The organism is Alcaligenes sp. RM2 (assembly GCF_052931795.1).
Map to the genome: position 1 here is coordinate 1 of NZ_JBRFIO010000001.1, position 12,616 is coordinate 12,616.

Here is a 12,616-nt window from a genome sequence, read left to right on the forward strand (position 1 = left end):
GTGGCTTGATCCTATAACCCTTGAGGTTGTAGTGAGTTAAGTTGTTGACCACAGAACGTAATATTGAAGTGCAGCGCAACCCGCGCTTGACACCTTCGTAACCGCTGCTAGCTGATCCGTACTGATCGCTAGCGGTGTGCTTCTTCCAATTGGCTGGGGCGTCCCTTAAAAGACGACTCGGCAACCAGTTACGCTTGACGACCATAGCAAGGTGGTCCCACACCTTCCCATCCCGAACAGGACTGTGAAACGCCTTTGCGCCGATGATAGTGGACGGACGTCTGTGAAAGTAGGTCATCGTCAAGCTCTTATTCCTCAAAACCCCCGCAAGCATCCCTTGCGGGGGTTTTGTTTTATGCGGCGACAAAAGCGCAGGCTACCGGTCTGTCTCGGATTGCTCGAAGGCCTGACCCTGGACCGCCCGGTTCAGGCGTACCGCCACCCCTCCTGGCCCGTTCCGGGCTGCGTGTATTCCCTGTTCTTACCGACGCCGATTGGCCTAAGCCTAGCAGGTCGGTCATGGCATTCTGTCCCGGCACCCAAGGATTGACGTTCAATCCGTTGCTGCTTACCTGCAGGGTGGTCGGTCGTTCTACTCTTGCTGTGCTGACTGTCTGTTGTTGAGACGTGGCGACAGGCCACCTCTTCTTCTTCTTTTTCTGCTGCTGCTTCTGTTTATGCTGCCGATTGCCAGGGGTAGTGACTCTAATCGGCATGCGCGGTGCCTGTTCTATGAGTGGCCCGCATAGCGTTTGTTTCTTCGGTAACTGCATAGAACGTGACTGGATCATAGAAGCGGCGTTTCACACGCCGCTTCTTCTGCCTGGATGGTGGTAGCTCTGCCACTGTCATACGGTTAATGCTCAAAGTATGGGTAAAATAGTTCGGTATAGTTATTGTTAATGCTTGTTTCAGGAGAACCGAATGAATCAGCCCATTAGCCCCGAGCTTGAACCAGGCTTGTCGCTGCGCAAGATTACGCACATCTGCTATGGCTTGTTTTCTTTGGCTATGATCAGTGCAGGTATCTTCGGTGCTGCAGCTGTAGCAGCTGTGATTCTGGCTTACGTCAAACGCGGTGATGCATCGGGCACTATTTATGCCAGCCATCTGGATTGGGTCATCAAGACTTTCTGGTGGGGACTGTTGTGGGTGGTGTTGAGCGCTTTGCTGACGACCATCTTTATTGGTTGGGTAACCGCTCTGGTAGCCATGGTATGGATCATCCACCGTCTGATTAAAGGCTGGTTGGCCTTGGCAGGTGGTCAGGCTCTGGGCCACGACTATTAACGCGACCCCATTTCAGTAGTGTTCTGGCGTAGCCCAGAAAGAAATATTTAAAAGGTGCTCAGATGAGCACCTTTTTTTTATTTGTTGTTGCTTTGCTTGGGCTTGCTCAGACTTGGCCAGCATCTGCTTGGCTATACACCCCGGTTCAGGTCCTTGGTCGGTGCGTTTCGCTTATCCCTGTTGAGGAAGACTTTAAGGGGCCAGCAGGTGGATCTGTTCGACATGCATATGATGCAGGCACTCACGCAGCAGCAAGAGATAAATACCCAAGTTTTGATTATTGACCAGCTGATGGATATTTTCCAAAGAGCCCGCGTTGATCATTTTCAGGCTGACCGCTCCTTGGCTGGCTGCTGCATACAGGGTGAACAGGTCGTCAATCATGTCCCGATTAAGAGTGTGCTGCTCGCTGCCTTGGGCATCTGTGAGCCAGACGCCAAGCTCTTCAGCAAACTCCCCAGCGGCAAACACCATGAACTGACGCAGATCCAGGCTGGCTGGCATGATCGCGTCTTCCACGACCTCGATAGCATGTTCCAACTGCGCTGCGCGCGAGCTGGAGTCTGCGAAACAGCTTGCCAAGAGCTGGACGCCACTAAGTTCCGGGAAGTGCTCGGTATGAACAGGGACACCCTTATGAGCCATGCTTATTTCAGCGTGATCGGAGCCGAAATCAAGGATAGCCACTTGTGCTTGAGGATGAGCGGTTTGCAGGTTTTGCAGTAATACCGGGGTACTGGCTGGAGGTGGTGGTCGGGAGCTGTCTGACATAAATATCCTTAAGGTATTTCAATCCGTTTGCTCTTGCTCTCCTGCTTGCTTGAATAGCGCCAAAGCAAGATGCCGTTGTGTGTCGTGATCCACGATGGGGGCCGGGTAATCCTGTCCCAGCCTGAATTCGATAGGAAGCTGCTTGGCCTGCCAGGGGGCATGCACGGCCTGCTTGTCCAGGGAAGCCAGCTCGGGGACATAGCGTCGTATGAATTGCCCATCAGGATCAAATTTACGCGATTGGGTAATGGGATTAAAGATGCGAAAGTAAGGCTGCGCATCGCATCCGGTAGAGGCGGCCCATTGCCAGCCTCCCACATTGGAAGCCATATCGTAATCAAGCAGCTTCTGAGCAAAAAATTGCTCACCCCAACGCCAGTCTATCAGCAAGTCTTTCACCAGAAAGGACGCGCTGATCATGCGTAGCCGGTTGTGCATATAGCCTGACTGGTTCAGTTGACGCATGGCGGCATCCACAATCGGGTAGCCAGTCCGGCCTTCTTTCCAGGCCTGGAACCAGTCTTCGCGATTAGGGAAGGGCAGATCCTTGTAGGCGGGCTTGAAGCTCTCTGTCGCCGTTTCAGGGTGATGCCACAGGAACTGCTGATAGAACTCTCGCCAGATCAATTCGCTAAGCCATGTTGCTGCGCCCTCGGAGTCGCTGGGCCAAGCTAAAGATACCGCTTGGCGGATAGAGAGGGTTCCAAAGCGCAGATGGGGAGCCAGATAGGACACCCCTCGTTTGGCTGGAAAGTCTCGGCGCTCCTGGTAAGCGTGGATTCTGGGTTCGAATTCTTCCAGCAAGGTTTGGGCGCCTTGCCAACCGGCGGGGTTCAGCAGTTTTGCGCGAGACTCGTCTTGAAAGCCCAATTGCTCCAAACCAGGCAAGGATTGCTCGGGCAGCGCGGCCCATTGGCCTTGCGAGCAGTCGTATGCTTGCACATTTTCAGATTGGATACGCGCCAGCCAATTGCGCTTGTAGGGCGTAAAAACCGTGTAGGGCTGTTTCTGTTGGGTCAGGATTTCATCCTGCGCAAAGATCACCTGGTCCTTGAACAACTGCAGTTCCATGCCTTGTGAGGATAGAGCATGGCTGACAGCCCGATCCCGCGTGATGGCCGCAGGCTCGTAGTCCTCGTTTGTATAGACGGTTCTTGCATTCAGGCTGAACGCCAATTCTGGAATTTTCTGTACGGGGTCCCCATAAACGGTGATCAGTTCACTGCCATTTTGACGCAGTTGCTCCTGAACCTGTAGCAGGCTGTCGTAGATAAAAGCCAGTCGGACATCATTGGCGGGTAAGGATTGCAGGATGGTGCTGTCAAAGACAAACACACAGGCTACAGGCAGACCACTTTTCAAGGCATGGTGCAAGGCAGCATGATCGTGCAAACGTAGATCACGGCGTAGCCAGCACAAGGCGCGTGGGATTTGAGCGGGTGGGGTAGAGAATGAAATCGACATGAATACGAGAAAGCAGCGGACTTGATGCCGCCAAATGAAAAAAGGGCCGCGGCTGAAAGCTCAGCGGCGCGGCCCGATATTGCCAGAGGTGCCTGGGCACCCCGTGCTTATTTCAGGTGAGCGCTGACCAGCTTGGTCAGTTCAAACATGGAGACCTGGTCCTTGCCGAACAAGGGGCGCAGCTTGGCGTCGGCATTGATGTTGCGGCGGTTCTTGGGATCCTGGAGATCGTGTTTCTTGATGTATTCCCAGATTTTCTTCGTAACTTCAGTACGCGGCAGCGCGCCAGAGCCAATCACCGCAGCCAGTGTTGGGCTAGGAGTGAGTGGTTTCATGAAGGCTGCATTGGGTTTGCGGGTAGCAGGCTTTTTTTCAGTGCTGGCCATGAACGGAACTCCTGAGAAACGAGTTGAAGGGGCGGGTTATGCGCTAGGGCACGACTTGTCTGTCAGCATACCGTGATACTCCCTATACGTCCAAGCCCTTTGTGAGCAAGAGCTTTGCGGGTCTGTAAGCAGATTTTCCAGTGTTTACAGGCTGCTGCAACGCACTATGGATTTGGGTTCGGGATTCCTGTGCCAATCATGCGCAGCACAGGTAGCTGTAGCATAATGATGGATTCGGCCTGCTGAAAGGCAATTTTGGCACCTGTTGCTTTATTGACGGTTCAAAGCACGGGCCTTTGTTTGATATTGAGTAAAGATATGAGCCCTACTGTGGATACCCTGGTCATTCGTCGTCCTGATGATTGGCATTTGCACCTGCGCGATGGCGCTGTGTTGGAATCGGTCTTGGGCCATACCGCGGCACAATTTGACCGGGCTATCGTCATGCCCAACCTGACGCCGCCCGTTACCGCAACGGCACAGGCTCTGGCCTACCGCGAGCGTATCCTGGCCGCTTTGGCCAAAACTGAGTACGCTGGCAAGTTTGAGCCTTTGATGACCTTGTACCTGACCGACAATACTCAGCCAGAGGAAATTATCCGCGCCAAGGAAAGCGGAGTTGTGCATGGCGTCAAGCTGTATCCTGCCGGTGCCACCACCAACTCCGACGCGGGCGTGACAGATTTGTTGAAGAACTGTTCCAAGGTGCTGGCCCAGATGCAGGAATCGGGTATGCCTTTGCTGATGCACGGAGAGGTCACAGACCCCAGCATCGACTTGTTCGACCGGGAAGCCGTATTCATCGAGCGTGTGATGATCCCCATGCGCAAGGCCTTCCCCGAACTGAAAGTGGTGTTTGAGCACCTGACCACGGCAGAGGGCGCTGCCTATGTGAGCCAGGCGGAAGGCCCGGTTGCCGCAACCATCACCGCCCATCACTTGCTCTATAACCGTAATGCTTTGTTCCAAGGCGGTTTGCAGCCACACTGGTACTGTTTGCCTGTCTTGAAGCGCGAGAAGCATCGCCAGGCCCTGGTTGATGCTGCCACCAGCGACAGCAATCGTTTCTTCCTGGGTACAGACAGTGCACCACACTCGCGTAGCCGCAAAGAACAAAGTTGTGGCTGTGCGGGCTGTTATACCGCACTGCACGCGATGGAGCTGTACGCATCGGCTTTTGACAAGGCTGGCCGTCTGGATCGCCTGGAAGCCTTTGCCAGCTTGAATGGCCCTGCTTTCTACGGCCTGCCCGTCAATGAAGGAACAATGACCTTGCAGCGCAGCCAGTTCACGATCCCCGAGTCTGTGGAGATGGCCGGTGAGCCATTGATTCCTCTGGCTGCCGGTCAAGCCCTGGACTGGAGTGTGGTGAGCTAAGGATGACAGAAGCCGCCTGGCTCCAGCGTCTTTACTAGCGCTGAGTCAGGCTGCTCTGGACAACTGGTTTCACCGCGAGATACCGTCGTGGAAACTGCTTTTCTTGATGTGGCGTGGTCTGCTTTGGCAGTCCGCATGGCCGCCACCGCTTTGGTTGTTGTTCTGGTGTCGTGGTCAGTGAGCGCATTTGGCCCATTGATTGGTGGTGCTCTGGCGGGTTTGCCCATGGTGTTGGGCCCCGGCTTCTATTTTCTGTCCCAGCAGTTCCCCGCCGATTATGTGCAGCAGGCGGCAACCTATGCCGTGTATTCGCTTAGTGCGACTCAGCTGTTTTTGCTGCTCATCATTCTTTGTGCTCCCACTTTGTCGCCTTGGCGCACCTTATTGTGTGCGGTTGCTGGTTGGGCGGTGGCCGCCTTGCTCTTGTCCTTCATGCCCGTGCAACCTGTGTTGGGGCTGGCTTTGTTTATTGCTGTGACTGCGTTCAGTTTGCGCGTGTCGCGTCGTCTGGCCGGCATGAAAGGGACCAGCAAAGCAAAAGCGGGTTGGGGCTTGCTGATATTCAGAGGGGCTTTGGCAGGACTTCTGGTTGCTATCGTGACCACCAGCAGCTCTTTGCTGGGGCCGAGCTTGTCGGGGCTGATCATGGCTTTCCCCATTGGCTACACCGTGGTCGCCGTGACCATTCACCAAACCTTGGGGGCAGCCAGCTTGGTCGCGACTTTGCGTTCGGCCTTGTGGGGAACAGGCAGTCTGGCGGGGTTTTGCACCACGCTGGCGTTGACCTTCACGCATTTACACTGGCTGACAGCCTTGCTGCTGGCTGCCGCCGTGTCGATTGCGATTACCTTGCTGTTGGTGTTCCGCCCCTGGGCTCGCCGGGGCTAAGCGCTTATTCTGCGTCGAACAGATCCTGACCCTGTGTGTTGCGTGGCGGCGTGAGCCCCAGGTGACGCCAGGTGTTCAGGGTAGCAATGCGGCCTCTTGGGGTGCGTTGCAAAAAACCATGCTGGATCAGATAGGGTTCGATCACATCTTCGATCGTGTCGCGTTCTTCACCAATGGCTGCCGCCAGGCTGTCTACCCCAACCGGGCCACCGTCGAATTTATGCACGATGGCCTCCAGCAATTTTCTGTCCATCAAATCCAGGCCTTGTGGGTCCACTTCCAGCATGGACAGGGCGGCTTGTGCGCATTCGGTATGGATGATGCCGCCGGTTTTGACTTCGGCGTAATCGCGTACTCGGCGCAGAAGTCGGTTGGCAATACGCGGGGTGCCACGCGAGCGGCGGGCAATTTCGTAGGTGCCTTCATCCGTCGTGCTGACATTCAGTAGCCCGGCACTGCGCGCCACGATATGCGTCAGGTCTTTGACGTCATAAAACTCCAGACGGGACACAATGCCAAAACGGTCACGCAAGGGGTTAGTCAACATGCCGGCACGAGTCGTGGCACCGACCAGGGTGAAGGGCTGCAAATCCAGTTTGACGCTGCGCGCTGCCGGGCCTTCGCCAATAAGAATGTCAATTTGAAAGTCTTCCAGTGCCGGATACAGAATTTCTTCGACGACGGGAGACAGGCGATGGATCTCGTCAATAAACAGGACGTCGTTAGGTTCCAGGTTTGTCAGCAAGGCGGCCAGATCACCGGGGCGCTCCAGCACGGGGCCGGAAGTCTGGCGCAGGTTCACGCCCATTTCATGGGCAATGATGTGGGCCAGCGTGGTTTTACCCAAACCGGGAGGGCCAAACAGCAAGACGTGGTCCAGCGCTTCCTGGCGTTGGCGAGCAGCCGCAATAAAGATTTCCAGTTGTTCGCGCGCCCGAGCTTGCCCGACATAGTCCTCCAGCATCTTGGGTCGCAAGGCGCGTTCGATGGACTCTTCGTTGGGTGACAAGGGTTTGGGCGTAATGATGCGCTGTTCAGAAGGCAGGCTGGAGAGCGAATCGGAATGTATGGCCATGATGACTACGCTGATTGAATATACAGTATGGTACACCAAGCACCCACCGCCTGAGTATCAGGGCACATGGCAGTGTTCATGGAGTGCGCGGGCAAATCGGTCATCCGTAGCAGCCAGGCTGGATTTGTCCGGCCAGCGCTAGGCTGCTTCGCATGGCATCGCGCATAATGTGGGTTGGAGTTTTTAATCGAGATTTTAGCCATGTCCCTGGAATTACCTGATTTTGCTGATGTTGTAGCCGCCGCTGAACGCTTGGCGCCTGTGGCACACCGCACACCGGTCTTGACTTCCGCAACCTTGAACGAGCGCCTGAATGGCGAAGTCTACTTCAAGTGCGAGAACTTTCAGCGTATTGGTGCTTTCAAGTTTCGCGGTGGCTTCAATGCGCTGGCGCAGTTGAACGAGCAGCAGAAAAAAGCAGGGGTCGTCGCTTTTTCCTCGGGCAATCATGCGCAAGCTGTAGCCCTGTCGGCCAAGCTCTTGGGGATACCGGCCACCATCATCATGAATTCGGATGCTCCGGCTGCCAAATTGGCCGCAACGCGTGGCTACGGTGCCAAAGTGATCGAGTGCGATCGCTTGACCCAAGATCGTGCCCAAATTGCACAAGAGCTGGTCGAGCGTGAAGGGCTGACCTTGATTCCTCCCTTTGCGCATCCTGATGTGATCGCGGGGCAGGGAACGGCGGCACTGGAGCTGCTTCAGGAAGTGCCGGACTTGCAGCAGTTCTATGTTCCATTAGGGGGCGGTGGCTTGCTGTCGGGCTGTTTGCTGGCCGCCAAGGCTATGGCACCGGCTTGTGAAGTCTTTGGTGTTGAGCCGCAGGCTGGGGATGATGCCCAGCAGTCCCTGCGTAGTGGGGAGATCGTCAAGATTGCTCCGCCTGCATCGATTGCTGATGGGGCGCTGACCCAAGCTTTGGCGCCCATGACGTTTGAGCTGATTCGCAGCATGGTCACAGATATTTTGACGGTGCCTGATACCGAGCTGGTTCAGGCCATGCGTTTCTTTGCGGAACGCATGAAGATGGTTGTGGAGCCTACAGGTTGCTTGGGTGCCGCGGCGGTAATGCGTCAGGGTGATTTGCAAGGCCGCAAGGTTGGCGTACTCATCAGTGGCGGGAATGTGGATGTATCCGCCTTGGGGCGTCTGCTCGCTTGATAAATGGAATAGTTTTTAAAAATCGGGCCGTTCATATGAACGGCCCGATTTTTTATACATAGCAGTGTCGTCTCAAGCGCGTGACAGCGATTTCAGCGCTTGCTTGATCCCTTCTGACACATCAATATCATCTGGCAAGGCTTTGACAGCAACACTGGCTTCCTTGTTGGAGTAGCCCAATGCTTCCAAAGCGTGCAGCACATCATCCCGGCTATTGGGAGCGGCGCTGACTGTACCGCCGCTGCCCAGGTCTGCACCCAGCTTGCCACGCAGTTCCAGTAAAAGACGCTCGGCTGTTTTCTTGCCTATGCCCGGAATCTTGACCAGACGGGACGTTTCCTGGCGCGTAATGGCATCAGCCAGTTCTTCTGCACTCATGCCCGAGAGCAAGGACAGGGCGGTGCGGGCACCAATGCCCGTAACTTTGATCAGTGCCTTGAAAGTGCTGCGCTCGTTCAGGCTGGAAAAGCCAAACAGCACGTGAGCATCTTCACGAATAGCCAGATGGGTGAACAGATTGACCTGTGCGCCCAGCTCTGGCATTTGGTAGAGCGTACTCATGGGGACATCGATTTCATAACCGACCCCACCCACATCCACACAGATGGTAGGTGGTTGTTTTTCGATCAAGGTACCCCGGATGCGACCTATCATGACGTTCCTTCTGGAGAGTTAACCCAAGATCCGGCCAGCGCGAATGCGACGGCGCGGCCCGGTGGTGATGGCTCCGCCTTTTTGCAGGCCGCCCACCACACTGCTGTGATGAGCATGACTGATGGCGCAGGCCAGGGCATCGGCCGAGTCCGGTGCGGGCAGGCCGTTCAGCTGCAAGAGCCGCTGGACCATCAGCTGGATTTGTTCTTTGGCAGCATGGCCACTGCCGGTGACGGTTTTCTTGATCTGCAACGCTGTGTATTCATGTACATCCAGCCCGCCTACGGCCAGCGCACACAAAGCGGCGCCCCGTGCCTGCCCCAGCAAAAGGGTGGAGGCAGGGTTGCTGTTTACAAAGACTTTTTCGATGGCAGAGGTATCGGGCTTGCTTTGCTCAATCACTTCAGTGATATGAGTCAGAATCAGCTTTAGCCGCTCTGCCAGAGGCAGATCAGGCGGGACCACGATGGTCCCGCTGGCCACATAGCGCAAGCTGGGCCCCTGGGCGTCGATCACTCCGAAACCAGTGCGACGCAAGCCAGGGTCTATGCCCAGGATTCGCATATTAGTGACGGAAGTGGCGTGTGCCGGTCAAGACCATGGCAATACCACGCTCGTTGGCGGCGGCAATGACTTCGTCATCACGCACGCTGCCGCCGGGTTGAATCACGCAGGTGGCGCCTGCTTCGGCAACTACATCCAGACCATCACGGAAGGGGAAGAAAGCGTCGGACGCAACAGCCGAACCCTGCAGGGTCAAGCCAGCGTTTTCAGCCTTGATGGAGGCGATGCGGGCAGAGTCCACACGGCTCATCTGACCAGCGCCCACACCCAGGGTCATGCCCTGACCGCAGAACACAATGGCGTTGGATTTCACGTACTTGGCCACGTTCCAGGCAAACAGCATGTCTTGCATTTGCTGGGCGGTGGGCTGTACTTGTGTCACGACCTTGAAGGCTTCGGTGTTGTCGCGGAAGGTGTCGGGCGTTTGCACCAACCAGCCGCCGCCGACACGTTTCACGTCGAAAGCGTTGTGAGCCTGACCGGGCTGAATGCTCAGCACGCGCACGTTCTTTTTCGCGGCAAACACGTCCAGAGCACCTTGCGTGTAGGAAGGTGCCAGCAGCACTTCTACAAACTGGCTGCTGATCGCCTGGGCAGCGGCTTCGTCCACTTCACGGTTGAAGGCAATAATGCCGCCAAAGGCCGACGTTGGGTCAGTCTGGAACGCTTTGCGATAGGATTCCTCGGCGGTTTCGCCCAGAGCGACACCGCAAGGATTGGCGTGCTTGACGATGACGCAAGCGCCCGCGTCAAAGCTGCGGACACATTCCCACGCGGCATCGGCGTCAGCAATATTGTTGTAGGACAGTTCCTTGCCCTGTAGCTGCTTGTAGCGACCCAGCAGACCTTCGCCAATGGTGCCGTCTGTGTAGAAAGCCGCGCTTTGATGCGGGTTCTCGCCGTAGCGTAGAGTCTGTTCCTGTTTGAGCTGAATGGTCAGCACATTGGGCCAGGTGTTCACTTCGGGGGCGCTGTCCTGGGCAGGCTCGGCCTGAGCCAGGCTGGTGAGGTAAGCCGCAATAGCACCGTCGTAAGCGGCGGTGTGGGCGTAAACCTTGGCGGCCAGTTCCAGACGCAGGCCGTAAGAAGGGTGACCAGCAGGGCCATCCATATCAGCCAGTACGCGTTCGTAATCGACAGGGTCAATCACCACACAGGCGCCGCCTTCAGGCGTGCCGTGGTTCTTGGCAGCAGCGCGTAACATGGCGGGGCCACCAATATCAATGTTCTCTACCGCATCGGCAAAGGTGCAACCCGGCTTGGCAATGGTTTCACGGAAAGGGTAGAGGTTGACGACCAGCAGATCGATACGGTCAATGCCGTGCTCTTCCAGAGTCTTCAAATGTTCGGCGCTGTCGCGACGCGCCAGCAGGCCACCGTGAATTTTTGGATGCAGTGTTTTGACACGGCCATCCAGAATTTCTGGCGAACCGGTGTGCTGGGCCACTTCGGTAACTGTCAGGCCAGCTTGGGCCAGCAGCTTGGCGGTGCCACCAGTGGATAAAAGCTGCACTCCGCGTTGGGCGAGTGCTTGGGCAAATTCGACAATACCGGTTTTGTCGGAGACAGAGAGAAGAGCTGTCTGGATTTTCATGGAAGGTGAGACGTGAGAGTTAGGAATCAGGGTTGCAGATTGTGGGCACTGAGCTTCTTGCGCAAAGTACTACGCGTGATGCCCAGCATTTCTGCGGCCTTGGATTGGTTGCCCGCGGATTTCTCCAGGGCAACTTGCAGGACAGGCCGTTCCACGCAGGAGATGACCATCGACAACAGATCGCGTGGCTCGGATTCGCCCAGATCGGCGAAGTAGCGTTCGAGGCGTTCACGTACGGACTGTTCTAGTGGGTTGGTCGTTGACATTTTTTTCTGAAGGTATACGTAGTACTTAAATACAAAAGAGCCACACAGCTGTCTGTTATTGCAGGTAGGGCTGGTCCAGGTCGCATTCTTGAAACCAGTGAGTAATGGCTTCTAATTGATCTGCACAGTTTTCGATACGATTAATCTGGTCCAGCCAGTGTCGGGAGTCCGGCATATCCGACAAATACCAGCCTATATGCTTGCGGGCAGTACGTACTCCAGTGTGCTGCCCATAGAAAGCGTAATGGTCTTGCAGGTGTTCGATCATGCAATCGCGCAGTTCGCCGAAGGTGGGGGCTGCACGATGTTCGCCATGTTCGAGGTAATGCAGGATTTCCCGGAAAATCCAAGGTCGTCCTTGCGCGGCTCGACCGATCATGACGGCATCCGCTCCGGTGTACTCTAGTACGAATTTTGCCTTTTCGGGACTATCGATATCCCCATTGGCGATGACCGGAATAGAGAGGCTGTTTTTGACTTCGCGTATGGTGTCGTATTCGGCGTGACCCTGGTAGAAGTCGCAGCGGGTGCGGCCATGCAGGGTCAAAGCGGCGATGCCGATATCTTCGGCCAAGCGGGCAATACGAACAGCATTGCGCGATTGCGCATCCCAGCCGGTGCGGGTCTTGAGTGTAACCGGAACCTGGTAGGGAGTACATGCCTTGACAACGTGTTCAAGGATTTCAATGATGCGTGGCTCGTCACGCAAGAGGGCGGAACCCGAGGCCACGTTACACACTTTTTTGGCCGGACAACCCATATTGATATCAATGATGCGAGCGCCTTTGCTGATATTGAACACAGCGGCTTCGGCCATCATTTCAGGGTCTGAACCGGCAATCTGTACAGCGACCGGATCCGCTTCACCCTCGTGATTCAGACGTCGTGATGTTTTCACGCTGTCCCACAAGCGCTTGTTGCTGGCGGCCATCTCCGAGACGGCATAACCGGCGCCCAGCGTCTTGCACAGACGACGGTAAGGTCTGTCTGTTACTCCAGCCATGGGGGCAATGAAAATAGGGTTAGGAAGGGTCCAGGGGCCGATACGCATGGGGAAGATTTTAACCCTGCGACACGGGTTCGTGGGCAAGGACTTACAAGAAGAATAAGGGGTGGCCCCGCATCG

General features: G+C 55.8%; 13 protein-coding genes and 1 rRNA gene. 5 read left to right on the top strand and 9 right to left on the bottom strand.

Annotated features, from left to right (window positions below; genetic code table 11):
- Window positions 1-193 precede the first annotated feature (193 nt).
- Window positions 194-306: ribosomal RNA gene (gene rrf / locus ACU6HM_RS00005) — 5S ribosomal RNA — on the top strand.
- 618 nt (window positions 307-924) lie between these two features.
- The gene (locus tag ACU6HM_RS00010) at window positions 925-1,290 is read left to right on the top strand and encodes a DUF4870 family protein (RefSeq protein ID WP_009459779.1); all 366 of its coding nucleotides are present in this window, start codon (window positions 925-927) and stop codon (window positions 1,288-1,290) included.
- Window positions 1,291-1,482: 192 nt separating this feature from the next.
- Here the strand turns inward: ACU6HM_RS00010 and ACU6HM_RS00015 are convergent, their stop codons facing one another.
- The 3 genes from ACU6HM_RS00015 to ACU6HM_RS00025 form a co-directional block, all read right to left on the bottom strand.
- Window positions 1,483-2,061 carry a hypothetical protein gene (locus ACU6HM_RS00015; RefSeq protein ID WP_336971067.1) on the bottom strand — a complete coding sequence of 193 codons (579 nt, stop codon included), beginning with the start codon at window positions 2,059-2,061 and terminating at the stop codon, window positions 1,483-1,485.
- 18 nt (window positions 2,062-2,079) lie between these two features.
- Window positions 2,080-3,525 (bottom strand): cryptochrome/photolyase family protein, encoded by a 1,446-nt coding sequence (locus ACU6HM_RS00020; protein WP_336971069.1) that lies wholly within the window; start codon window positions 3,523-3,525, stop codon window positions 2,080-2,082.
- 107 nt (window positions 3,526-3,632) lie between these two features.
- Window positions 3,633-3,911: an SWIB/MDM2 domain-containing protein gene (locus tag ACU6HM_RS00025; RefSeq protein WP_009459783.1), complete on the bottom strand. Its 279-nt coding sequence runs from the start codon at window positions 3,909-3,911 to the stop codon at window positions 3,633-3,635.
- Window positions 3,912-4,229: 318 nt separating this feature from the next.
- Between ACU6HM_RS00025 and pyrC the strand changes: the two genes are divergently transcribed.
- On the top strand, window positions 4,230-5,288 hold the full coding sequence (gene pyrC / locus ACU6HM_RS00030) for a dihydroorotase (RefSeq protein ID WP_021446964.1): 1,059 nt from the start codon (window positions 4,230-4,232) through the stop codon (window positions 5,286-5,288).
- A gap of 87 nt (window positions 5,289-5,375) precedes the next feature.
- A complete protein-coding gene (locus ACU6HM_RS00035; RefSeq protein WP_371476284.1) occupies window positions 5,376-6,176 on the top strand; it encodes a hypothetical protein in 801 nt (266 codons plus the stop codon).
- 4 nt (window positions 6,177-6,180) lie between these two features.
- On the opposite strand, the gene ruvB is transcribed toward ACU6HM_RS00035, so the two are convergent.
- On the bottom strand, window positions 6,181-7,251 hold the full coding sequence (ruvB, locus tag ACU6HM_RS00040) for a Holliday junction branch migration DNA helicase RuvB (RefSeq protein ID WP_003803078.1): 1,071 nt from the start codon (window positions 7,249-7,251) through the stop codon (window positions 6,181-6,183).
- 201 nt (window positions 7,252-7,452) lie between these two features.
- On the opposite strand from ruvB, the gene ACU6HM_RS00045 reads away from it, so the two are divergent.
- Complete coding sequence (locus ACU6HM_RS00045; RefSeq protein ID WP_446763210.1) at window positions 7,453-8,412, top strand: threo-3-hydroxy-L-aspartate ammonia-lyase; 960 nt, start codon at window positions 7,453-7,455, stop codon at window positions 8,410-8,412.
- 72 nt (window positions 8,413-8,484) lie between these two features.
- On the opposite strand, the gene ruvA is transcribed toward ACU6HM_RS00045, so the two are convergent.
- Genes ruvA through dusB form a run of 5 tightly spaced genes read right to left on the bottom strand, consistent with a single transcriptional unit; the run spans window position 8,485 to window position 12,541 of the window.
- Window positions 8,485-9,066 carry a Holliday junction branch migration protein RuvA gene (gene ruvA, locus ACU6HM_RS00050; RefSeq protein WP_009459792.1) on the bottom strand — a complete coding sequence of 194 codons (582 nt, stop codon included), beginning with the start codon at window positions 9,064-9,066 and terminating at the stop codon, window positions 8,485-8,487.
- 18 nt (window positions 9,067-9,084) lie between these two features.
- Window positions 9,085-9,630 carry a crossover junction endodeoxyribonuclease RuvC gene (gene ruvC / locus ACU6HM_RS00055; protein ID WP_009459794.1) on the bottom strand — a complete coding sequence of 182 codons (546 nt, stop codon included), beginning with the start codon at window positions 9,628-9,630 and terminating at the stop codon, window positions 9,085-9,087.
- A gap of 1 nt (window position 9,631) precedes the next feature.
- Window positions 9,632-11,224, bottom strand: a complete 1,593-nt coding sequence (gene purH, locus ACU6HM_RS00060) for a bifunctional phosphoribosylaminoimidazolecarboxamide formyltransferase/IMP cyclohydrolase (protein ID WP_250756017.1) — start codon at window positions 11,222-11,224, stop codon at window positions 9,632-9,634.
- A 26-nt stretch (window positions 11,225-11,250) separates the two neighbouring features.
- Window positions 11,251-11,490, bottom strand: a complete 240-nt coding sequence (locus ACU6HM_RS00065) for a helix-turn-helix domain-containing protein (protein WP_003803089.1) — start codon at window positions 11,488-11,490, stop codon at window positions 11,251-11,253.
- A gap of 55 nt (window positions 11,491-11,545) precedes the next feature.
- A complete protein-coding gene (gene dusB, locus ACU6HM_RS00070) occupies window positions 11,546-12,541 on the bottom strand; it encodes a tRNA dihydrouridine synthase DusB (RefSeq protein ID WP_021446962.1) in 996 nt (331 codons plus the stop codon).
- Between the last annotated feature and the right edge of the window lie 75 nt (window positions 12,542-12,616).